Here is a 24,839-nt window from a genome sequence, read left to right on the forward strand (position 1 = left end):
ATCAGCCGATCAAGACACCGAGGTGCCGGGCGGGACAGGCCGCGGTCGAGCTTGCGGTGTCCCGCCGGCGGGACGACCCCACGGGTGGGAAAGGCACCGAGGAAGGGGTGAGATCACTGCGGATCGCGTGGGGGCATCGAGGACATGATGTGCCCGGCGATCAGTCTCGCCGACGGGTGCCGCAGCACCAGATTCGCCCTCAGCTTGAGTCCGGTCGACGCTGCCAGGCGCTTGCTCAGCTCCACCGACAGCAGCGAGTCGAATCCGATGTCCTTGAACTCCTGGTCGGGGTCGATGCTCTCACCGGAGGCATGTCCGAGCACGACGGCGACCTTCTCGAGGACGTGGTCCAGCACGACTGCCTCCGCGTCACCGGCGGGGAGGGTGGCGATCCTCTCCGACAGGGGGACGACGTGATTTTCGTCTGCGGGCAGCTCTGTCGAGGGCGCCTCCGCCGCCACCGCTGTGTGCGAGGAATTCAGCCAGTACCGCTGCCGCTGGAACGCGTACGTCGGAAGGTCCAACCGCCGACGCGTCCCGAACAGGGCGTCCCAGTCCACGGACCCGCCCCGGACGTGCAGTTGGGCCAGCGAGCCGACCACGGCCTCCACTTCCCTGCGATCCCGGCGGGACGACGACAGGACCACCGCGTCGTCCACTTCCTCGACCATCTCCTGCACCGGGACAGTCAGAACGGGGTGCGGGCTCATCTCGATGAAGACCCGGAATCCGTCGTCGACCAACCGCCGGACGGACGATTCGAAGCGAACCTTCTCGCGCAGATTCTTGTACCAGTACTCGCCGTTCAGCTCTGCGGTATCGATGACTTCGCCGTACAGGGTCGAGTAGAAGGGCAGAGTCGACGTTTTCGGGCTCACGTCGGTCAACGGTTCGATCACCTGGCCACGGACCCGGGTCACCTGGTGTGAATGGGAGGCGTAGTCAACCGATATTCTCCGGGCCTGGACACCTTCGGCCTTCATTTTCTCGACGAACTCGTCGAGTGCGTCCGGTTCCCCGGACACCACCACGGAGCGGGGTCCGTTGACAACGGCGACGCTCACCCGGTCGTTCCACGGAGCGAGACGTTCCGCCACGACATCCGCGGACTCCGCGACCGATGCCATCCCGCCGTGACCGATCAGATCCACCAGGGCCTTGCTGCGGAGCGCCACGATCTTGGTGGCGTCCCTCAACGACAACGCACCGCATACGTAGGCGGCGGCTATCTCGCCCTGGCTGTGTCCCACCACCGCGGCCGGTTCCACACCCCAGGACCGCCACAGGGCGGCAGTGGACACCATCACGGAGAACAGCGCCGGCTGAACCACATCCACCCGGTCCAGTGCCGGCGCCCCCTCCACGCCGCGCACCACATCGAGCAGCGACCAGTCGACCCACTCGGACAGGGCGGCCGCGCACGCGTCGAGGCTCTGTGCGAAGACGGGGAAGGTGTCGTAGAACTGCCGGCCCATACCGGCCCACTGCGACCCCTGCCCGGGAAACATGAAGACAACACCACCGAGGTTCCCGGCGACACCGCGCACCACCTCGGCGGACTCCGCGCCGTCCCTCAGTGACTCCAGACCGCTCAGCAACTCGTCCCGACCGCGCCCCAGCACCACCGCACGGTGCTCGAACCGCGAACGGCTCGACACCAACGACCAACCGACGTCTGCGACATCCACACCCGGATCGGCAGCGGCGAAGTCGCGCAGCTTGCCCGCCTGCCGCTCCACGGCCGCCGCGCTCCTGCCCGACACCACCCACGGCACGAGCCCGCCGACAACGCCGGAGCCCGGACCGCGCTCGTCCGTCCGCTCCAGCGGCGGTTCCTCTTCCAGGATCACATGCGTGTTGGTGCCGCTGACTCCGAACGACGACACCCCGGCCCGCCGCGGACCGTCCGCCCGGGTCCACTCCCGTCCCTCCACCAGCAGTTCGACCGTACCGGACGACCAGTCCACGTGCTGGGAGGGCGTGTCCACGTGCAAGGTCTTCGGCAGGAAGCCGTTGCGCATGGCCATCACCATCTTGATGACCCCGGCGACCCCGGCGGCGGCCTGGGCGTGGCCGATGTTCGACTTCATGGACCCCAGCCAGAGCGGCCTGCCCTCGGCCCGTTCCTGCCCGTAGGTCGCCAGCAGTGCGCCTGCCTCGATGGGGTCCCCCAGCACGGTGCCGGTGCCGTGGGCCTCGACCGCGTCCACCTCGGAGGCCGCGACCCCCGCGTTCGCCAGTGCCTGCCGGATCACCTTCTCCTGGGCGCGGCCGTTGGGAGCGGTCAACCCGTTGCTGGCCCCGTCCTGGTTCACCGCGGTACCGCGGACGACAGCGAGCACCGGGTGGCCGTTGCGGCGGGCGTCGGACAACCGCTCAAGGAGCAGCACACCCACCCCCTCGGCCCAGCCGGTCCCATCGGCACCGTCCGCGAAGGACTTGCACCGGCCATCGGCCGACAGACCGCCCTGCCGGGAGAACTCCACGAAGATCGCGGGCGTCGACATCACCAACGCCCCGCTTGCCAGTGCGAGCGAGCACTCCCCCGCACGCAGCGACTGCACCGCCAGGTGCAGGGCCACCAGCGACGACGAACACGCCGTGTCCACTGACACCGTCGGCCCGGTCAGCCCCAGCTCGTACGCCACCCGGCCGGACGCGACGCTCAGCGCGCTCCCGTGCATCAGGTAGCCCTCCAGCTCGTTGTTGCTCCCCTCCAGGAAGCGCCAGCCGTACTCGGTCGAGCTCACCCCGGTGAAGACGCCGACGTCGGTCCCGCGCACACCGGCGGGAACGATGCCTGCCCGCTCGAAGGCCTCCCACGACGTCTGCAGCAACAGGCGCTGCTGCGGATCGATCGCCAACGCCTCACGCGGGCTGATGCCGAAGAAGTCCGCGTCGAAGTCGGCGACGTCCGTCAGGAATCCTCCGTGACGCACGTACGAGCTGCCGACCTTGTCGGGATCCGGGTCGTACACATCCCGCCACCCGCGGTCCGCCGGGAACTCGTCCACGGCGTCCACGCCGCCGCGGACCATGTCCCACAGTTCCTCGGGCGACGCCACACCTCCTGGGTAGCGGCACGACATCGCCACCACGGCGATCGGCTCGACGCGGCCGGCTTTCAGGGCGTCGTTCTCCTGCCGGAGGCGGTCACGTTCCTCCAACAGCGTGCGGAGCGCCCGCTGGACCCGGTCCGCGCCGTCCGCTGTGCGATCCGCGGAGTTGTCCATGTCACTTACCCTTCTCATCCAGAACCAGGTCGACCAGTGCTTCCAGGTCCATGTCCGCCAGTTCGTCCGAACCGGTGTCCGCGTCCGTCACCTGCACGTCGGCGTCCGACCGGGGCGGGTTGGCGCACGCCAGAACCAGCTCCAGGACGCCCGCGCTCCGCAGGCTGTCGATCGAGACATTCCGCAGCACTTCTCGGATCTCCGCGTCCTCGGCCGAGCTTGTCCGCGCTGCCGGACGCAGCAGGCCGGACAGGTGTTGTCCCAGCTCGCGGGGTGTCGGGTAGCTGAAGACCAGGGTGGATGCCAGGCGCAGTCCGGTCGAGGAAGCCAGGCGGTTGCACAGTTCGACCGAGGTCAGCGAGTCGAATCCGATCTTGGTGAACGCCTGGTCGGCGTCGACGGCCGCGCTGGACGGGTGTCCGAGCACGATGGCGACCTGGTCGCGGACCCAGTCAAGGACGGCTGTCTCGCCCTCGCCCTCCGACAGGGTGGCCAGCCTGGCGGGCAGGCCGGGGGGACCGCCGTCCCTGGTCGTGCTCGCCCTGGTGCGGAGTGGACGACCGCCGTCGACGAGGCCGCGCAGGAGGAGCGGCAGCTCGTCACCGGCCTTGTTCCGCAGTGCGGAGACGTCCAGCCGAGCCGGGATGAGCACGGGCTTGTTGATCGCGCAGGCCGAGTCGAACAGGGCCAGCGCCTCCGGTGTCGGCATCGCGGCGACGCCCAGCCGCCGGACCCGCGAGAGGTCGGCCTCGTCCAGGTCCTCGGTCATGCCGCTGCTCTGCTCCCACCAGCCCCAGCACAGCGAGGTGCCGACCAGACCGGACGCCCTGCGCTGCGCCGCCAGACCGTCCAGGAACCCGTTCGCCGCTGCATAGTTGGCCTGCCCTCCGGTGCCGAGCGTGCCCGCAAGGGCGGAGAACAGGATGAACGCCGTCAGGGTGTGTTCCCTGGTCAGCTCGTGCAGGTTGACCGCACCGCCGGCCTTGGCGCGCAACACGCGGTCGAGGCTCGTTGCGGTCAGCGACTCGACAGTGCCGTCCGCCAGCACACCCGCCGCGTGCATGACCGCCGTCAGCGGGTACGCGGGGGGCATGTCCGCGAGCACCTCCGCCACGGCATCGCGGTCCGCGACATCGCATTCCACGACCCTGACGAGCGCCCCTGCCCCTTCCAGGTCCGAGACCAGCTCGGGAGCCCCGTCGGCCGCCATGCCCCGACGGCTCGCCAGCACCAGGCTCCGCACACCGTGTTCGATGACCAGGTGCCGCGCCACCAGCGCACCCACTCCCCCGGTCCCGCCGGTGACCAGCACGGTCCCACCGCCGAAGCCGTCGCCCATCTCGAAGACCAGCTTCCCGATGTGACGGCCCTGGCTCATCTCACGGAATGCTGTGCGCGCGTCGCGGATGTTCCGGACGGAGATCGGGTTCGGGCGCACCCGTCCGTCGGCGAACAGTTCCATGACAGCGCGGAACATCTCGTTGATCAGGTCCGGGCCTGCCTCGTAGAGGTCGAAGGCCTGGTAGTCGACTCCGGGGTGATCGGCTGCCACCTGCTGGGGATCGCGGATATCCGTCTTCCCCATCTCGATGAAGCCCCCGCCGTCGGGGAGCAGCGTCAGCGAGGCGTCGACGAACTTGTGCGCGAGGGAGTTCAGAACGACATCCACACCGCGACCGCCCGAGGAATCCAGGAACCTTTCCGCGAACTCCAGATCCCGCGACGATGCCAGGTGCTCGTCATCCAGTCCCAGGCCTCGCAGGGTGGGCCACTTGGCCGGGCTCGCGGTGCCGTATATCTCTGCACCGACGTGCTTCGCCAGTTGAACGGCGGCCATCCCGACACCGCCTGCCGCGGCGTGGATGAGAATCCGTTGCCCCTTCTCGAGCTTCTTCACGTGGAAAAGGGCGTAGTAGGCGGTGAGGTAAGCGCCCGGCACGGACGCCGCCTCGGCGTAGCTCCACCCGTCGGGGATGGGCATGAGCATGCGGTGATCCGCCACGGCCACGCGTCCGAAGGCGCCGGAGAAGATGCCCATCACCCGGTCGCCCGGCGAAAGACGTGTCACGTCGTCCGCCACCTCCAGCACGGTTCCGGCGCCCTCACTGCCGATCCCCGCATCGATGGCTGTCCTGTCCACCAGCCCCAGGGCGATCGTGACGTCTCGGAAGTTGAGCCCCGCGGCGTGGACGGAGAGGCGAACCTGCCCGCTCGTGAGGGGCTCTTCCACCTCGGGGCAGGGAACCCATGTCAGGTTCTCCAGCGTCCCCTTGCTCGGGATGCCCAGCCGGTGAGCGCCGACCGCCGGGGGCTCGATCCGGTTGTTCGCGGGTGAGGTCGGCGTCATGCGGGGAACGAGGTACGCACCGTCGCGCAGGGCCAGTTGATCCTCACCGAGGGCGAGCGCGTCCGGGAGGCGCGCCCAGGATGTTTCCTCGTCGTCGACGTCCACCAGCCGGAACCTGCCGGGGTGCTCTGTCTGCGCCGACCGGATCAAGCCCCACACGGAAGCGCCGGGGAGGCTTTCGACGCTCTCCCCTCGACCGGTGTCGAAGGCCAGGCGGGTGAGAACCACCAGCGTGGATCCGGCGAGCCGCTCCTCGGCGAGGAATTGCTGGACCCGGTCCAGCACGAGCGTGTCCGCGCCGCCGACCACGGCGAACAGATCGGAGTCGGTGGCGACGAAGTCGTCCAGGCACAGGACGATGTACTGGGGTGCCTCCCCCAGGAGGACATCGCCCATGGACTCGTGGAACACGGCACTCTCGTCACCCACGTCGGAGAGTCGAGAGGCCAGGCCGTTCTTCGCACCGAGAACGCCCCAGTGCCCAGGGTGGTTTTCCCGCTTGCTCTGCTGGACAGGTCGCCATTCCAGTTCGAACAGCGAGCGCTCGTGCCCGCCGCCGACCGCGCGCACCTGCTCGGCACTCGCCGGCCGGAACGTCAACGCCCCGATGCGAGCGATCTCGCGGCCGTGCTCGTCGGCGACCGCAACCGACACGACGCCGTCGCCGGCCGGGAAGACCCGGATCTTCACGGTCGAGCCGCACTCAGCGACCTGTTCCACCCCGGACCACGAGAAGGGCATCCACCCCTGGTCGCCCGTCACCTCGAGGACACCGCCGGCCACCACCGCGTGCAGTACGGAGTCGATCAGTGCCGGATGCAGGGCGAACCCGCCGTCGTCCGAACCGTCGGCGGTCGTCGGCAGCGTGGCCGTCGCGAAGAGGTCATCACCCCGCTGCCACACTTCTCGCAGCCCGCGAAATGCCGGACCGTAGTCGAAACCCGCGTCCGCGAAGGAGTCGTAGAGACCGCCGATGTCGAGCCGCCTCGCCCCGACCGGTGGCCACACAGCAAGTGATGGCGCGTCATTGCGCCCCGCGGTCGCCCGCGGTGCGTCCGGTGACAGGCTCCCCGTCGCGTGGCGGGTCCAGCCGCCCATCGTCCGGCCGTCTTCGCCGGGACGCGCGTACACGTCCAGGGAGCGGTGTCCCCTCTCGTCCGCCGCACCGACGACGACCCGTACCTGCACGTCGCCCGAGCCGGGAAGGATCAGGGGAACTTCCAAGGAGAGTTCCTCGATCGCGGCACACCCGACGAAGTCGCCCACCGACAGCGCCAGGTCCAGGTAGGCCGTCGCCGGTACGACCACCTCGCCGAACACGGCGTGATCGGCGAGCCAGCCGTGGGTCCGCAGCGACCACAGGTCGGTGAACACCACCTCGTCGGTGCCGGGGTGGTCGACCACGGCGCCCAGCAGCGGGTGCTCCGGAGCCGAAAGACCGGCCGAGGCCACGTCCGCCGTACCCGTCCCGGCCAGGAAGTCCAGCCAGTACCGCTGTCGCTGGAACGCGTAGGTCGGAAGGTCCACAGACCGGCGCGCCCCGAACAGGGCACCCCAGTCCACGGCCCCACCCCGTACGTGGAGCTGGGCCAACGAGCCGACCAGCGTCTCCACCGCCCCGCGGTTCCGCCGCGACGACGACAGGACCACCGCGTCGTCCACGCCCACGGCGGCGAACGCCTCTTTGGTGATGCTCGCGAGGGTCGACCCCGGCCCCACTTCGAGGAAGACGTTCGCACCGGCCGCACGGGCGCACTCCACCGCGGTGAAGAAGCGGACGGGATCGCGGACGTGGTCCACCCAGTGCGCGACGGACGTCAACTCCTCGAGCGTGGCCTCGCGGCCCAGCCTGGAGGAGACGACCGGGATCGACATGCGGCCCGCGGTGAGCTCGCCGATCGATCCCGCGAACTCGTCCAGGATCGGGTCCATGAGCGGGGAGTGGAACGCGTGGTCGACTTCGAGCAGCTTCGCCGACGTGCCGTCGGCGACGAGCCGTTCCCGGAGTTCGACGACCTCGTCGCGGTTGCCCGAGACCACCACCGATTCCGGGCCGTTGACGGCGGCGATACCGACGCGGTCGTACAGGCCGAGCCGAGCGGTCACCTCGTCCTCCGAGGCGCGCACCGACAGCATGGCGCCCCGCTCGGTGACCGTCTGCATGACCCGCCCGCGGGCGGCCACGAGCCTGGTCGCGTCGTCCAGGTCGATGGCGCCGGACACGTGGGCGGCGGCGATCTCGCCGACCGAGTGACCGATCAGATGGTTCGGCTGTCCGCAGTGATGCACCAGGAGCCGGTACAGGCTGACCTGCAGGGCGAACAACGCCGGCTGCGCGACGTCGGTTCGCCGGGCCCGGGCTTCCTCGGGCGCGTCGGAGAGGAGCAGGGGCTTCAACGCGTAGGGCAGATGTGTGTCGAAGCGTGCGCAGACCTCGTCGAGGCTCTGCGCGAAGACGGGGAAGGCGTCGTACAACTGCCGCGCCACACCGACCCACTGCGATCCCTGCCCCGGGAACATGAAGACCGTTCCACCGAGGTCCCCGGCGACACCGCGCACCACCCCGGCCGACTCCGCGCCGTCACTCACCGACGCCAGACCGCTCAGCAACTCGTCCCGATCACGGCCCAGCACCACCGCACGATGCCCGAACCGCGTCCGGCCGGACACCAACGACCACCCGACGTCGACGACATCCAGGTCCGCATCGGCGGCGGCGAAGTCGCGCAGCTTCTCCGCCTGTGCCCGCAGCGCGCCCTCCGACCGCGCCGACACGACCCAGGGCACCAGCCCGACTGCGCTGCCCGCCACTTGATCGGCAGTGTCGGGCACCGGCTCGTCCTCGGGCGCCTCCTCCAGGATCAGGTGCGCGTTGGTGCCGCTGGCCCCGAAGGCGGACACGCCCGCCCGGCGTGGCCGCCCCGGGGCGCTCGGCCACTCCCTGGCCTCGGTCAGCAGCTCCACCGCCCCGGCCGACCAGTCCACATGCGTCGTCGGCCGGTCCACGTGCAACGTCCTGGGCATCACCCCGTGGCGCATCGCCATGATCATCTTGATGATCCCGCCGACGCCCGCGGCCGCCTGCGCGTGGCCGATGTTCGACTTCAACGACCCGAGCCACAGCGGGCTGCCGGAGTCCCGGTCCTGCCCGTAGGTGGCCAGGACCGCCTGCGCCTCGATCGGATCGCCCAGTGTCGTACCGGTCCCATGGGCCTCCATCACGTCCACGTCGCTCGCCTGCACCCGAGCGTTCGCCAACGCCGCCCGGATCACCCGCTGCTGCGCCGGCCCGTTCGGCGCGGTCAACCCGTTGGACGCCCCGTCCTGGTTGATCGCCGAGCCCCGGATCACCGCCCGGATCCGACGCCCGTTGCGCCGCGCGTCCGACAACCGCTCAAGGACCAGGAGCCCGACGCCCTCGGAGAAGCCGGTGCCGTCCGCCGCGTCGGCGAATGCCTTGCACCGGCCGTCCACCGCCAGGCCCCGGTTCCGCGACATCTCCCGGAACACCTGCGTCGTCCCCATGACGGTGACGCCCCCGGCCAGGGCCAGCGTGCACTCGCCCTGTCGCAGCGACTGCACCGCCTGGTGCACCGCCACCAGCGACGACGAGCACGCGGTGTCGGTCGACACCGCCGGGCCCTCCAGGCCCAGCGCGTACGCCACGCGCCCGGACGCCACACTCAACAGGGAACCGGTCTGCCCGTAGCCCGAGATGGTCTCGGGGGTGAAGGAGTGGTTCCCGTACCCGAAGTACGCCAGACCGGCGAAGACACCGGTGTCGCTGCCGTGCAGGGTCTGCGGGTCGATACCGGCTCGTTCCAAGGACTCCCACGAGGTCTCGAGCAGCAACCGGTGCTGCGGGTCGGCGGCCAGCGCCTCGCGCGGGTTGATCCCGAAGAACTCGGCGTCGAAGTCACCCGCGTCGTGCAGGAACCCGCCGGAGCGCGAGTAGCAGGAATTGGGCCGGTCCGGATCCGGGTCGTACAGACCCTCCAGGTCCCAGTGGCGATCGTCCGGGAAGTCCGACACCGCGTCCCCGCCCGCCCGCACCAGCTCCCACAGCTCCTCCGGGGACGCCACCCCGCCCGGGAAACGGCAGGCGACGCCCACGACCGCGATGGGCTCGGCAGCAGCGTCCGTCAGCTTGTTCAAACGCTTACGTGTTTCGATCAGCTCGATCGATGTCCGCTTGAGGTAGTCAAGAACATCGGCGTTGTTGTCGTCCGTCATCGGTGTCTCCTAGCCGAGCTCTTTGTCCAGCAGCGAGAGAAGCTCTCCCGCTGACGCCGAACTGATCTGGTCGACGATGCCAACCGGTGATCCATCGCCCACCATCGAACGCACCCGGCCCTGCAGCTCGCCGAGCAGCGTGGAAATGGTGGCCTTGTCCTCGTCCGCGAGTTCGAGGAACGCGTCCTCCAGCCGGGCGCCCAGTCCCTCGATCTCCTTGGTCAGGCGGTCGGCCGGAGGTTCCGGGTCACGACCGGAGTCGGGAGTGATGCCCGCGTTCAGGAACTCCGCGAGGGTGCTCGGGTTCGGGTAGTCGAACGCGAGCGTGGCGGGCAGCTTCAGCCCCGTCACCGCCGCCAGCTTGTTCCGCAGCTCCAGCGCCATGAGCGAGTCGATCCCGAGGTCCTTGAACGCCACAGCGGGACCGACCCGCCCGGTGTCGGGGTGGCCGAGGACGATCGCGGTCTGCGACCGAACGGCATCGAGCAGCAACGCCTCCGCGTCGGCCCGCGGCAGCGATCTGACCTGCTGCGCGATTCCGACGTCGGTGACCTCCCGGCTCCCCGGTCCGCCGGAGCCGGCAGGCGTCCCGATCAGACCGCGCAGGAGCGGCGAACCCGCTCGGCCGGCCTGCCGCGCGCCCAGCGCCGAGAGGTTCAGACGTGCCGGCACCAGGACCGGCTCGTCCCGCGAGATCGCCGCGTCGAAGAGCGCGAGCCCCTCGTGCGACGCCATCGGCTGCACGCCCTGCCGTTGCAGGCGCACGATGTCCGCCTCACCGAGGTCGGCGCCCAGCTCACTGCGTTCCGCCCAGTAGCCCCAGCACAGCGCGCTGGCAGCCAGCCCCTCGGCGCGGCGGGCCTCCGCCAGCCCGTTGAGGAATGCGTTGGCCGCCGCGTAGTTGGCCTGCCCCGCCGTCCCGAGCACACTCGCGATCGAGGAGAACAGCACGAACGCGGACAGGTCCAGGTGTCTGGTCAGCTCGTGCAGGTGCCAGGCGCCGTGCGCCTTCGGCGCAAGCACCGCGTCCACACGGTCCTCGGTCAGCGCCTCGACGACCCCGTCGTCCAGGGTGGCCGCGCAGTGGATCACCGCCGTCAGCGGGTGCTCGTCCCCCACCGCGGCGACCAGCTCGGCGACGGACCGACGGTTCGTGACATCGCACGCCACGATCTCGGCCTGCGCCCCTGCCGCGGTCAGCTCCTCCCGCAGCCCTGCAGCCGCCGGAGCCGCCGGCCCTCGCCTGCTGGTCAGCACCAGCCGGCGCACCCCGTGCCGTTCCACGAGGTGCCGGGCCAGCATCGCCCCCAGGCCGCTGGTACCCCCCGTGATCAGCACCGTCCCGGACCCGAGACCGGGACCGTCCTCCACCTCGCCGAGGGAGCCGCGACCGGCGGACGCGCCGGGGACGTGGGCCAGTTGTGGGGTGGTCACGATGCCGGCCCGGATCTTGAGCTGGGGATCTCCGGTTGCGGCGGCCGCCGGGATGCCCGCCCACGAACCGGGATGGTCGTCCGTGTCCACGAGCATGAACCGGCCCGGGTTCTCGGTCTGCGCGGTGCGCACGAATCCCCAGATCGCGGCTGCCGCGGGATCGGTGCGGGGAGTCCGGTCGTCGCGGATCGCCTCCCGCGTCACGAGGACCAGGCGCGAGTCGGAGAACCGTTCGTCGGAAAGCCAGCCCTGCGTCCACCGCAGCACACGGTGGAGGTTCCGCTCGACGACGGCGGGGGTGTCGCCGACGCCCGCGTCCGCCCGATCGACGGCGGCGATGACGACAGGGGGAATCGCCTGGCCGGAGGCGGCGAGTGTGCCGAGGTCGGCGAAGACCGCTCCGCCCTGTCCCAGGGATGTGGTGACCGCGTCGGGCGCTCCCAGCACCGCGTACCGGCCCGGTCCCGCCCCGGGCGGGACCGGGAGAGGGACCCAGTCCACCTGGAACAGCGAGTCCCGGTGGTCGAAGCTCAGCTCGGTCAGTTTCCCGACGTCCACGGGCCGCAGGGTCAGCGTCTCGACGCCGCCGACAGGTGCTCCGTTCCGGTCCGCGACGGCCACGGACAGCGCGTTCTCCCCCGCGGGAGCGAGACGGACGCGCAGCACGGTCGGCTCGGCGGAGTTCACGCGGATCCCCGTCCAGCGGTACGGCAGCCGCCCCTCGGACCGGGAGTCGTCGGCGATCGGCCCCAGGCCGATCGGGAGCAGCGCGGCGTGGAGCAGCGCCGGGTGGATCCGGAACCGGCCCGGATCCGGACCGTCGAGCGCGGGCAGCTCCACCTCCGCGAACAGGGTGTCGTCGCGGCGCCACACCTCCTTCAGCCCGCGGAACAGGGGCCCGTGGGCGAACCCGAGGGCGGACAACCTGACGTACTCGTCCTCGAAGGGCACGCCGACCGCGCCCGCGGGAGGCCACGCGACAAGGTCCTCCTCCGTACGGGTTCCCCGGGTGTCGGACCCGACGGCCCCGACGGCGTTCCGCGTCCACTCGGGTTCGCCCTCACCCCGTGAGTGCACGCTGATCACCCGCTTGCCGTCGACCACGACGCGGATCTCGCGACCGGCTGTCCGGGACAGCACCAGCGGTGTATCCAGCGTGAGTTCGTCGACGACGTCGCACCCCACCTTGCGTGCGGCCCACACCGCCAGCTCCACCAGCACGGCTCCCGGCACCACGACGGCGCCGTGGACGACGTGGTCGGCGAGCCACGGGTGGCGCTCCAGCGACAGGCGCCCGCTGCCCACCACTCCGCCGCGCTCCCCGTCATCGGGCAGATCGATCACGGCATCGAGCAGCGGGTGGTCCGACGTGCTCCCGGAGGTGGTCTCGTTGGGCGTGTGCAGCCAGTAGCGCCGGCGCTGGAAGGCGTACGTGGGCAACTCGACCCACCGGCCGTCCCCGCCCGGGAACACCGCCTCCCACGACACCGCGACGCCCGCCACGAAGGCCTCGGCCACCGACCGGTACAACCGGGCGAGCCCGCCGTCGCCGCGGCGCAGCGAACCCACCACCACGCCGTCGGCCCCGGGGGTGGCGTCGAGCATCTCCTGGATGTTGATCGTGAGCAGCGGGTGGGGGCTGACCTCGATGAACGCGCCGTGCCCCTGTTCGAGGAGGCGCCTCATGGTCGCTTCGAACTGGACCGGTTCCCGCATGTTGCGGAACCAGTAGGCCGCGTCCAGCTCCGTGGTGTCGATCAGCCCACCTGTCACCGTCGAGTAGAACGCCACCGGCGAGGACACGGGTGTGATCGGGCCCAGCTCGTCCCGGAGCCGGTCCTCGAACTGGTCCATCAGCGGCGAGTGCCCGGGAACGCTCGCCGGGATCCAGCGCGCGCGAACGCCCTGGGATGCGCAGTGCGCGACCAGCTCCCTGACCGCCGAGGCCTCACCCGAGACGGTCGTCGAGTACGGTCCGTTGACCGCGGCGATCGCGACCCGGGACTCCCACGGCCCCAGCAACTCGCGCACCCGGTCCTCGGCCGCCACGATCCCGGCCATGCCGCCGTCCTGGGTGGACGTGGCCAGCAGCCGGGACCGCAGGGCCACGATCTTGGCCGCGTCCGGGAGTGTCAGGGCGCCCGCCGCGCAGGCCGCGGCGATCTCGCCCTGGGAGTGGCCGATCACCGCGTCCGGTGTCACCCCCAGCGAACGCCACACCCGCGCCAGCGACACCATCACCGCGAACAGCACGGGCTGGACGACGTCGATCCGATCCAGGTCCGCCGCCTCCGGCCCCCCGCACACGGTGTCGATCAACGACCAGGACACCCACGGCTCCAGCGCCTCCGCGCACGCGCGCATCTGCTCGGCGAAGACCGGGCTCGACTCCCACAGCTCCCGCCCCATCCCCACCCACTGCCACCCCTGGCCGGGGAACACGAACACCGTCCTGCCCACGGGCTTCGCGACGCCGGAAACCACACCGGTGGGATTCCTGGCCCCCCCGGCCACGGCGGCCAGGCCGGCGAGCAGCTCGTCACGGTCCGCACCGATCACCACCTGTCGGTGCTCGAACAGCGATCGCGTCGCCACCAGCGCATACCCCACGCCCGTGACCGGCAGGTCCGGGTCCGCGGCCACCCTGTCCCGCAGCCGCAGTGCCTGCTCCCGCAGCGCCTCGGCCGACCGCCCCGACAGCACCCACGGCACCGCCCCGGGGACACCGGTGGACACCGGACCGGTGGAGGAGTCCACGGCCGGACGAGCCACGGCCTCCTCCGCCTCGGGTGCCTCCTCGAGAATGAGGTGCGCGTTCGTGCCGCTGACCCCGAAGGACGACACGCCCGCGCGCCGGGGGCGCCCGGGTGTGCTGGGCCACTCCCGGGCCTCGGTCAGCAGTTCCACCGCCCCGGCCGACCAGTCGACGTGCGGGGTCGGGCGGTCCACGTGCAGCGTCCTGGGCAGCACACCGTGGCGCATCGCCATGATCATCTTGATGATCCCGCCGACGCCCGCGGCCGCCTGCGTGTGGCCGATGTTCGACTTCAGCGAGCCCAGCCACAGCGGGCTGCCGGGGTCCCGGTCCTGCCCGTAGGTGGCCAGCAGCGCCTCCGCCTCGATGGGGTCACCCAGCTTCGTGCCGGTCCCGTGCGCCTCCACCGCGTCCACCTCGCCGAGCGACAGCCCGGCATCGGCCAGGGCTGCTCGGATGACCCGCCGCTGCGCCAGTTCGTTCGGCGCGGTCAACCCGTTGGACGCCCCGTCCTGGTTGATCGCCGAGCCCCGGATCACCGCCCGGATCCGACGTCCGTTGCGCCGCGCGTCCGACAACCGCTCCAGCACCAGCACGCCCGCGCCCTCGCCCCAGCCGGTTCCGTCGGCCGCCTCCGAGAACGACTTGCACCGCCCGTCGGCCGACAGACCCCGCTGCCGGGCGACCTCCACGAACATCCCCGGCGTCGGCATCGCCGCCACCCCACCGGCCAGCGCCAACGTGCACTCCCCGGAGCGCAGGGAGTGCACGGCCTGGTGGACGGCGACCAGCGACGACGAACACGCGGTGTCGGTCGACACCGCCGGTCCCTCCAGGCCCAGCACGTAGGCCACCCGGCCCGAGGCCACACTGGTGTACGTCCCCGCGATGGCGAATCCCTCCACCTCGCCGGCTGCCCCGCCGCCCAGCCGCGGGCCGTAGTCGACCCCGTAGATCCCGGTGAACACCGCGGTCGCCGAACCCCGCAATCCGGCCGGGTCGATACCCGCCCGTTCCAGCGCCTCCCACGACGTCTCCAGCATCAACCGCTGCTGCGGATCCATCGCCAGCGCCTCGCGCGGGCTGATCCCGAAGAACGCCGCGTCGAACTCCGCGAGATCGGGCAGGAATCCGCCCGAGCGCGTGTACGTCCTCCCGTGCGCCTCGGGATCCGGGTCGTACAGCGCCTCCACGTCCCACCCGCGGTCCCGCGGGAAGTCGCCCATCGCGTCCACACCGCCGGACACCACGTCCCACAGCCCTTCGGGGGACGTCACCCCACCCGGGAAGCGACATCCCACACCCACGACTGCGATGGGCTCGCGAGCGGACTCCTCCAGCTCACGCACCCGCTCGCGCAGCGCCTGAGCATCGTCGACGGCACGTCGCAAGTAGGACCGGAGCTTGTCGACATCCTCCACCAGGAACTCCCCAACGATTGGTTAGACGAACAGGTGGTGCTACACGTATCCGCGGTCGATCAATTCGTACAATTCGTCATCGCTGCGGCTTTCCGAACTCGTTTTCGCCACCGTTTCCGGGGCATCGGGCACCTCCGGCTCGAGGAGGGAGAAGATGTGGCGACCGAGCGTGTGCGGGGTGGGGTAGGTGAACGCGACGGTGGCCGGAAGCCGGACACCGGCGGCCTTGGTGAGCCGGTTGCGGAGCCGCACGGCCATCGAGGAGTCGAAACCCAGATCCTTGAAGGTCTCGGAAGACCGTGCCGCGAGATCGGCGCCCGTCAGATGCGCGGCCTTCGCGCTCAGCACCGCTGCCGTCTCGGCGCACACGAGATCGCGGACCGACAGTTCCGAACCCAGGTCCGCCGCCCGGGTGCTGGTGCCCGGTCCGCTCGCGTGCTCGCAGGAGCCCGTGTTCGTGGTGCCGGTGTCCTCGGGCGCTGTCAGCCAGTACCGCTGCCGCTGGAACGCGTAGGTCGGCAGGCCGATCCGGCGCGGCCGGTCCGCGGCGAACACCGCTTCCCAGTTCACCGGCACACCACGCACGTGCAGTTCGGCCAGCGACGCCAGGACCTTGCTCGCGCTCCCGTCGTCCTTGTGCAGGGTGCCGACCACGACCGGCGAGGCCGTCAGCGCATCGGCAGTCTCCTCCATGGCCACGGCGAGCACCGGATGCGGACTGACTTCCACGAACACACCACCGCGCTCACGCATCAGGTGTTCGACGACCTCACCGAAACGCACCGTCGAGCGCAGGTTGTCGTACCAGTACGAGCTGTCGAGCAGGCGCGTGTCGAGCAACCCCCCGGTGACCGTGGAGTGGAACTCCACGGCCGATTCCCTCGGCGAAACACCCGCGGCGGCCTCGAGCACACGATCACGGATGCGTTCGACCTGGTGGGAGTGCGACGCGTACTCGATTCTGACCCGGCGCACCCGGACACCGTCACCGGCCGCCATCGCGGCGAACTGGTCCAATGCCTCGAGATCCCCGGAGATCACCACGGAAGCCGGCCCGTTGACCGCGGCCACGGAGAGGCGCCCGGACCACGGCCCCAACCGGTCCTCGACCCATGCGGGGGGCGCGGCCACCGCATTCAGCCCGCCCGCGCCGGCCAGATCGGTCAATGCCCGGCTGCGCAGGGCGACCACCCGCGCCGCGTCCTCGAGGGAGAGCGCACCCGACGCGCACGCCGCGGCAATCTCTCCCTGCGAGTGCCCCACCACCGCGTCGGGGACCACTCCCAGCGACTGCCACACCTGCGCCAAGGACACCATCATCGCGAACAACGCCGGCTGAACCACAGCATCCCCGCGCTCCAGCGACGGCGCAGACTCCGCACCGGTCACCAGGTCCACCAGTGACCAGTCCAGCCACGGCGCCAGAGCTCGCGCGCACTCATCGATCGCGCGCGCGAAGACCTCCGACTCCGCGTACAGCTGCCTCCCCATGCCCAGCCACTGCGACCCCTGGCCGGGGAATACGAAGACGACCGGGCCCACCGGCCCCGCGGCCACCCCGCGAACCGCGCGCGCCGCATCACCGCCCGCCGCCACCAGGTCGAGACCGGCCAGCGCCTCCTCACGGCCACCGCTCAGCACCACGGCCCGGTGCTCGAACGACGACCGCGTCGACACCAGCGAATGCCCCACGCCGGTCGCCGACAGCGACGCGTCCGCGGCCACGAGATCCCGCAACCGCGCTGCCTGCTCCCGCAGTGCCGGCTCTGTCCGCGCCGACAGCACCCACGGCACCACCCCGGAGACGCCCGCGGAGGCCGAGTCCTCACCCTCGGTACGGGGTTCCGTCCGCTCCTCGGGTGCCTGTTCGAGGATCACATGCGCGTTGGTGCCGCCCAGACCGAACGCCGACACCCCTGCCCGCCGCGGCCGGCCGGGCGCGCCCGGCCAGGGCCGCGCGGCTCGGAGGACTTCGAAGTCCTCCTGGAAGTCCGAAATGGCGGGGTTCGGAGACCGGAAGTTCAGGTTCGGAACCAGGTGAGCGCGGTCCACGCACAGCGCCGCCTTCATGAAGCCGACGATTCCCGCGGCCGGCTCCAGGTGCCCGACGTTCGTCTTCACCGAGCCGATCACCAGCGGGCGGCTCCGGCCGGTCTCCCGGAACACCTCGCGCAGACCTGATATCTCAGCCGGATCGCCGACTCGGGTGCCGGTGCCGTGCGCCTCGACGTAGTCGACAGCGTCGAACGGAACACCTGAACGTTCGAGGGCGGACAGCACGGCTGCCGCCTGCGCACCGGGGCTGGGATCCGGCATCCGGGAGGACGCACCACCGCTGCCGACACTCCAGCCACGGACCACCGCGTAGATGTGATCACCGTCGGCGACGGCGAGGTCGAGCCGCTTCAGCAGGACGAAAGCCCCGCCCTCTCCCCGGACGAAACCGCTGGCCCGTTCGTCGAAGGTGAAGCAGAGGCCGTCGGGTGACAGGGCCCCGAGATTCGCCAGGCCGAGTCCCTCTTCCGGATCGGCGATCAGGTTCACGCCACCCGCGAGCGCCATGTCGACCGCGCCGCTCCGTATCCGTTCGCACGCCAGTGCCAACGACACGAGGGAGGAGGACTGGCCGGAGTCCGCGCAGAGACTCATGCCGCGGACGTCGAACAGGCTCGAAATCCGGTTCGCGATCAACGCGGCGCTCGAGCCGAGCGCCGCGTAGTGGTCATCCTGATCGCTGCCGGACAGCTTGCGCAGCTGCTCGTACCCGGAAGGCGCGGCGCCGACCACGACATCGATCTCGCGGCCCGCGAGCGCGGAGGCCGGAACGCGGGCGTCTTCGACGGCCTCCCAGGCGAGCTCCAACCCCAGCCGCTGCACCGGGTCCATGGCTGCCGCCTCCGCCGGCCCCGTACCGAAGAACTCCGCGTCGAACCCGTCGATGGAGTCGAAGAACGAACCCGAGTTCACGGTGGCGGCGTCCGGGTGGGACGGGTACTTCGGGTCGATGTCCCGCTGCTCGGGAAACGTTCCGACGGTCGACCTCCCCTCGAGCAGCAAGCCCCAGAACTCCCCCAGGTTGTGCACACCGGGGAAGCGGCACGACATCCCGACGACGGCAATACCGGTGGCTGCGCGACTCATACGAATCCCTTCCGGTTCCCTCGGTGTACGGCGCTTACGGGCTGCACTGCTTTCACCGCCAAGAGGTCAACAACTTCCGCAGCTCGTCCGGCGCGTGCATGAAGTCGTAGTGACCGCCGTCGACAACCCGGATGTCGACCGAATCCGAGTACTGACGCCACCCCTCGAGCTGGTCGAGGCTCACCTCGGGGTCGTCCCGCCAATGCAGTACGACGATGGGGCATGGCACCGCGACCGGCTCCACCCGCCGGTACTCACGCGCGGCGGCGAGATCACGGAGCAGCACGGCCATGCCCATTTCGATCATGTCCGGCCGCGGCTCGATCCCCCGGCCGCGGATGAACGACTCCAACTCCCCGCGCATTTCGGACTCGGTCATGCTGAGCATCCGGTCGCGCGCGGCGTCGTGCGGTGCCGGCTGGCCCGACACGAAGAAGCATTCCGGCTGGGGCAGACCCTGTTCGGCGAGCCGGACCACGGTCTCGAACGCGGGCAGCGCACCCGCACAGTGCCCGAAGAACGCGAACGGCCGGTCGAGTAGCGGCACCAGTGGTGCGACCAGGCCGGCCGCGAGGTCCTCGTAGGTGCCGTAGTGGGGATGGGCCAACCGGTTCTCGCGGCCGGGGAACTGCACCGGGCAGACCTCGACGTCGTCGATCGCGGCCGGCCAGGCGCTGAAGGCCGAAGCCCCGGACCCGGAGAAGGGGAAGCAGAAGATCCGGGCGGGATGTTCGGTGGACTGCGGCCGGACGAACCACGGCGACCTGGCGGTGGTGGAGCCGGATGTCATGGCGTCATTCGATTCTTGGCGACGATGGGGAGGTGGGTCATCCCGGCGATGAAGTACGACCGCAGGTGCTGCGGTTCGCCGTCGAGGTCGATCGATCCGAACCGCTGGAGCAGTTCTTCGAAGAAGATGCGCAGGGTCAGCCGGGCCAGCGGTGCCCCGATGCAGAAGTGCGACCCGAACCCGAACGCGACCTGGCGCTTCGCGCCGCTCCGCGTGATGTCGAACTCGTGCGGATCGGTGAACTGGGACTCGTCCCGGTTGGCCGACCCGATCCACGCGACGACCGCCCCACCGGCCGGGATCGTGCCCCCGCCGATCTCGGTGTCGCTCACCGTGTACCGCATGAAGTTACAAGCGGCCGATGTCCAGCGCAGCCCTTCCTCGACCAGGTTCGCCACCAGCAGCGGGTCGGCCTGCGCCTTCTCGAACTGCTCGGGCCGCTCGATGAGCGCGAGCACCGTGCCCGAGACGGTGTGCGGCGTCGTCACGTTGGCGCCCAGAAGAATGCTGTAGCCGTCGAGGGCGATCTCCTCGTCGGTCAGCGGCGCGTCTCCCGCGCGGACGCTCATGAGGTGATCGAGCAGACTCCCGTCCTCACCTCCGGCCGACCGCCGGCGTTTGACCCACTCGGTGACGTAGGTGACGAGCTCGTGGTGGGAGATGGCCAGCGTCGCGGCTTCGCTGCCGAGCTGGAAGTGCGGGTCCGAGGGGGCCGTCACCATCGCGGTCAGCTGCACGAGCTCGTCCCAGTCCCGCTCCGGGATCCCCAGCAGCGGGCCCGTGACGATCGCCGGCAGGCGCAGCGCCTGCTCGGCCAGGTCAAAGGTGCCACCGTCCAGCGCCGGTTCGAGGAAACGCACGATCGCCTGCCGGATCCGGTCCTCCCAGGACGCCACCGCCCGCGCGGTGAGCCTGGAGCCGATCGCCCTGCGGACCTGGGTGTGCCGCGGTGGGTCGGTGGACGTCATCAGCTTGCCCGCCGCGACGTCGTCCTCCCCGAGGTGGGTGACCACCGTGCCGCGCTCCGAGGTGAACTCCCGGTGGTCGCCGAGCACGCGGCAGACGTCGTCGAAGCGGGTCACCGACCAGAACTCCCGGCCGTCCGGCAGGACCTGGTGGTGCAGGGGCGCCTTCGCCCGCATCACGTCCCAGATCGCGTGCGGATCGCCCGAGGTGTAGAGATCCAGGTCGAACAGGTCGACACGGTCGAGGTCGACGTCGCTCCCGGTACCCGGCGTCAGCCTCACGGCCGTGCCCTCCCCTGCTCGATCAGCTCGGCGACCCGGGCCGGGGTCTGCGCCAGGTAGAAGGCGCGCACGGACAGCTCGACGCCGAAGTCCTGGGACACCCGGTCGATGATCTTGATCCCGATCAGCGAATTGCCGCCGAGCGCGAAGAAGCCGTCATCCGGCCCCACTTCGCGACCGTCGAGGTGTTCCCCCCACAGCGCCGCTACTTCCTGCACGAGGGACACCGGCGCACTCGAAGGCGCGGCTTGTGGTTCTGACGCCTCATCCTGTCCACCTCGCTGGTGGACCCGCGGCCACGATTCCATTGCCAGCCTTTCCTTTCTCCGCCGAACGGGATTGCCCGCCCACGCCATTGCCGGCCCCGTCGCCGGACCATCACGGCCACCGGGCCCTTTGCGCTGTCCCGCCGGCGAGACAAATCCTCTGAATGGCCGGACGAGTGTCTCGTGACTCTCTTCTGCTCACACGGTGCCGGTGGTGTCCGGCGCTCGCCGGCCGGGCGGGGTTGAGAGCGGACCAGCGAGTCTGCATGCTGACGCCACCCGCAGGCGCTCCGTGCGTGTCGTCCGGCCGTCGGCTCACGCCGCGTTGTCATCGGCCTCTATGGGCTGTCCCGACCTGAACCGGGATGGGAGGCCGTCCACTCCACGTACGGGAGGGACACCTGCGTGGTCGTCGACGGCGGCAGCATAGTGCGCTGCCGGAAGGCGGCTGCCGATTTCGACAGTGCATCCGGAGGCCATCGCGACGCCAAGGTAAAGGGCCGGGGAAACCCAGTGCAAGAGATTCCGGTGCGGACACCCTGCCGGGCACCGGTTGTCCCGCCGGCAGGACAGTAATGCGAATGTCTGCGCTCTCTGGCTATTCCCCGCAATGCGCGGCTAGCCTGCGACACTCTTGGACCCCACCAGGATTATCTCTCACCGAGGGTGTGATTTCAGGTGTATGTTCCTAGCCAATACCGCGAACCGGACGGTTCGTGGATGGCCGACCTCGTCCGCGACAATCCGCTGGCACTGGCAGTGATCAACGGCAGCTCCGAGGCCGGGCCGTTCGCCACGCACCTTCCCGTGATTCCGGATCCCGAAGCCGCGGAGCTGCACGGCGGCCTGACCGGCACCACCCTGCTCGGGCACATGAACCGGGCCAACCCCCAGTGGAAAGCGCTGCGCTCGGGCGATGTGATCCTCCTGTCCTTCACCGGACCGCACGCCTACGTCTCGCCGTCGGTGTACGCCGTGACACCGGCCGCTCCCACCTGGAACTTCACCTCGGTGCACGTGCGGGGCGTGGTGCAGACGATCGACTCGCTGGAGGAGACGCTCGACGTCGTGCGCGCGACGGCCCGCCTCTTCGAAGAGCACTTCGGGGCCGGCTGGGACCAGACCGAGTCGGTCGACTACTTCCGTAAAATCGTTCCCGGCGTCGGCGCGTTCAGGGTCACGGTCACCGGGGCCGAGGGCATGTTCAAACTCAGCCAGGAGCAGCCGGCGGAGGTTCGCGAACGGGTCCGCCGGTCGTTCGGCGAACAGGGGTGCGGCCGGCAGCAAGCCGTCGCCGAGCTGATGGGCCGACTGCCCGGAGCGCCGGCCTGACACGCCGCCCGCGCCGGGCCATTCGGGGCCTGCACCCCGGACGCCCGGCCGGCGAAGCCCTCGCCGTGGAGCGAGCGCCACGCGGACGGCACGGTGGCACCTCGCCCGACTCCGCGCCGGGTGCATCTCCTTGCGTAACTGCTCGGTGCTCCAGCCGCGTTGCTCGGCCCGGTCGAGTCAGTGCTCCTGCTACTCGACGGGAAGGCACGCGAGCTCGGCCCGATGCCGGAAACTCAGGGAATACCTGCGGCCCGGGCTCGAACCGGCGGGACACCCACGCGTAGTTCCGCAGCGTCCGGTACTGCAGTCCGGCGGCGCGGGCTCCCCGTTCGTACCCGTCGCGGTAATGGTCCTTCCCGTAGGCCGACCGGTCCCCCAGCCATCAGGACAAGGGATTCACCGGGGCCCGGGAGCTGGTGTCCGGCGAACTCCCACGCCCCGAAGGGCAACCGGCCGGAACTGGCTTTCGCCGTCAGTACTTGACTTCGTTTGAGGGCCTCGTCCATCCCCCGCCCTGCCGTGAAATCCCGCCGTTGTTTCGCCGAAACAGCACCGGGTTCACGCCGGGCGTCGAGATGCCAGACGCCCCCCGGAGCCTTTTCGCGTCACCGGACGGCCTCCGCGGATTGTCGTGAACCGCACGGGCATCGACTCCGGTGTCGCTACGTCATTTCGTCCTCACCCCGTAAATGTTCCGGAATCGGTTCCGGAATTCTCGAGGTTTCACCAGCAGAAGGGAGTCAACGTGCCGCACATACAGTCGGAACGGACGGCGCAGGGACAGCGGAAGGCATCGCCCCGAAGTTATCTGATGTGCAACCCCATGTATTTCGACGTCACATACTCGATCAATCCGTGGATGGACCCGGACCGCCCCACCTCGCCACAGACCGGACTGGCCCAGTGGAAAAGGCTGTTCGACACCTTCGTCGGTCTGGGCCACGATGTACGGCTGATCGAGCCCGTACCGGGACTTCCCGACATGGTCTTCGCCGCGAACGGCGCCATCGTCCTGGACGGCAAGGTGCTCGTCGCGCGCTTCCGGCACCCCCAGCGCAGGGACGAGTCCGCCTCCTACCTGGAGTGGTTCGGCCGAGGCGGCTGGTCCACGGTCCAGCAGGCTGAGCACGTCAACGAGGGCGAGGGCGACTTCCTCTGCACGGGTGGGGAGATCCTGGCCGGCACCGGCTTCCGCTCCGACCCGCGGGCCCACGACGAGGTCCGCGAGTTCTTCGGGCGCCCCGTGATCAGCCTGACCCTCGTCGATCCGCGGTTCTACCACCTCGATACGGCGCTGGCGGTACTCGGGGACAACGAGGTCATGTACTACCCGGGGGCGTTCTCCCCACAGAGCCGGGCAGTGCTGTCCGAGCGGTTCCCGGACGCTATCCTCGCCGAGGAGGCCGACGCTGCCGTGTTCGGCCTCAACGCACTGTCGGACGGCCGCAACGTCGTCCTGCCCCGGGGGGCCGCCGGCCTCGCGGTGCAGTTGCGCGAGGCCGGCTACGACCCCGTCGGCGCCGATCTGACCGAGCTGCTGAAGGCCGGGGGCAGCGTCAAGTGCTGCACGCTCGAACTCCGGGAATGAGGCACGGAGCGACGTGAGGGCAGCGCGGTCTGCGGGCTGCTCCGTCGGCGGGCGGCTGCATGGAAACTCGAGGGAGCAACGATGGCAGTCACCCGCCGTCACAACACCGTGCACAGCGCCTGGATCCGGCAGTTCCACGAACCCCGGACCGACGGCCCCGTTCTGGTCTGCTTCCCCCACGCCGGGGGCTCTGCGTCGGCCCACCTTCCCCTCTCCGCGGAGCTGTCCGCCGCGGCCGAGGTACTGATCGTCCAGTACCCGGGCAGGCACGACCGGCTGGCCGAGCCGGCCCTGGGCGATCTCCGGCAGATGGCGGATCAGGCCGCGCGAGCCCTGTTGCCCTGGCGAAACCGGCCGTTGGCCCTCTTCGGTCACAGCATGGGGTCCCTCCTCGCCTACGAGGTGGCGCTGCGGCTCGAACGATACGGGGACCTCGCCCTCCTGGGGCTGCTCGTCTCGGGTCGGGCCGCCCCGTCCGTCCCGTCCGACAGGGGTGTCCACACCATGGACGACGCGGGCCTCACCGGACACCTGGCCGAACTCGCGGGCACACCACCCGCACTGCTGGCCGACAAGGACCTCCTGGCCACCGTTCTCCCCTCCGTGCGTGCCGACTTCAGAGCCGTCGAGACCTACCGGGACCGCGCGGGCCACAAAGTCAGGTGTCCCATCAGCAGTTACTGCGGGACGACGGACACGGGCGTGTCGCGCGACAACCTCGGGAAGTGGGCCGGCTACACGACGGGGCGATGGACGCTCAGGCTCTTCGACGGCGGCCACTTCTACCTTCAGACCCGGGAGCGCGAGGTGGCCCAGGCCATTCTCCAGGATCTGGCGGCCTTCACCGCGCGGGAGGGCCGGCTGTCCACGCCGAACGCCCTCTAGGACGTCGTCTCCGTCGGTGCAGCGGTGGTAGCGGACGAGGGTGCCCGCGATGCCGAGGAAGGCGAGCAGGTGCTCGGCCGGGCGGCGGCGCCTTGGCCCGTAGCGGGAGCGGGTCGGCGGGATGCCGCGCATCAGCGGGAGCAGGGCCTGGCCGTCGTGCAGTGCAG

At 70.4% G+C, this 24,839-nt stretch carries 10 protein-coding genes; 3 read left to right on the forward strand and 7 right to left on the reverse strand.

The window, feature by feature from the left end:
• Positions 1 to 113: 113 nt before the first annotated feature.
• Genes ACFWBQ_RS08935 through ACFWBQ_RS08965 form a run of 7 tightly spaced genes read right to left on the reverse strand, consistent with a single transcriptional unit; the run spans position 114 to position 20,828 of the window.
• Positions 114 to 3,233 carry a type I polyketide synthase gene (locus ACFWBQ_RS08935; protein ID WP_385485654.1) on the reverse strand — a complete coding sequence of 1,040 codons (3,120 nt, stop codon included), beginning with the start codon at positions 3,231 to 3,233 and terminating at the stop codon, positions 114 to 116.
• A gap of 1 nt (position 3,234) precedes the next feature.
• Positions 3,235 to 9,813, reverse strand: coding sequence for a type I polyketide synthase (locus tag ACFWBQ_RS08940; protein WP_385485656.1), 6,579 nt, complete (start codon positions 9,811 to 9,813; stop codon positions 3,235 to 3,237).
• A 9-nt stretch (positions 9,814 to 9,822) separates the two neighbouring features.
• Positions 9,823 to 15,423, reverse strand: coding sequence for an SDR family NAD(P)-dependent oxidoreductase (locus ACFWBQ_RS08945; RefSeq protein ID WP_385485658.1), 5,601 nt, complete (start codon positions 15,421 to 15,423; stop codon positions 9,823 to 9,825).
• Between the two features lie 39 nt (positions 15,424 to 15,462).
• Complete coding sequence (locus ACFWBQ_RS08950; protein ID WP_385485660.1) at positions 15,463 to 18,564, reverse strand: type I polyketide synthase; 3,102 nt, start codon at positions 18,562 to 18,564, stop codon at positions 15,463 to 15,465.
• Between the two features lie 52 nt (positions 18,565 to 18,616).
• Entirely contained in the window at positions 18,617 to 19,354 is a 738-nt protein-coding gene (locus ACFWBQ_RS08955; RefSeq protein ID WP_385485662.1) for a thioesterase II family protein, read from the reverse strand.
• Positions 19,351 to 20,601, reverse strand: a complete 1,251-nt coding sequence (locus ACFWBQ_RS08960; protein WP_385485664.1) for a cytochrome P450 — start codon at positions 20,599 to 20,601, stop codon at positions 19,351 to 19,353. Before ACFWBQ_RS08960 ends, ACFWBQ_RS08955 begins: the two co-directional genes overlap by 4 nt.
• The gene (locus tag ACFWBQ_RS08965; RefSeq protein WP_385485666.1) at positions 20,598 to 20,828 is read right to left on the reverse strand and encodes a phosphopantetheine-binding protein; all 231 of its coding nucleotides are present in this window, start codon (positions 20,826 to 20,828) and stop codon (positions 20,598 to 20,600) included. Before ACFWBQ_RS08965 ends, ACFWBQ_RS08960 begins: the two co-directional genes overlap by 4 nt.
• Positions 20,829 to 21,545: 717 nt before the next feature.
• Between ACFWBQ_RS08965 and ACFWBQ_RS08970 the strand changes: the two genes are divergently transcribed.
• The 3 genes from ACFWBQ_RS08970 to ACFWBQ_RS08980 all read left to right on the forward strand — a co-directional run bounded on the left by ACFWBQ_RS08970 (position 21,546) and on the right by ACFWBQ_RS08980 (position 24,672).
• Positions 21,546 to 22,199, forward strand: coding sequence for an FMN-binding negative transcriptional regulator (locus ACFWBQ_RS08970; RefSeq protein ID WP_385485668.1), 654 nt, complete (start codon positions 21,546 to 21,548; stop codon positions 22,197 to 22,199).
• Between the two features lie 811 nt (positions 22,200 to 23,010).
• Positions 23,011 to 23,787: a dimethylargininase gene (gene ddaH / locus ACFWBQ_RS08975; RefSeq protein ID WP_385485756.1), complete on the forward strand. Its 777-nt coding sequence runs from the start codon at positions 23,011 to 23,013 to the stop codon at positions 23,785 to 23,787.
• 81 nt (positions 23,788 to 23,868) lie between these two features.
• Positions 23,869 to 24,672: a thioesterase II family protein gene (locus tag ACFWBQ_RS08980; protein WP_385485670.1), complete on the forward strand. Its 804-nt coding sequence runs from the start codon at positions 23,869 to 23,871 to the stop codon at positions 24,670 to 24,672.
• Positions 24,673 to 24,839: the final 167 nt, after the last annotated feature.

The organism is Streptomyces sp. NPDC060035, from assembly GCF_042736635.1.
In the GTDB taxonomy this organism is placed as follows: domain Bacteria; phylum Actinomycetota; class Actinomycetes; order Streptomycetales; family Streptomycetaceae; genus Streptomyces.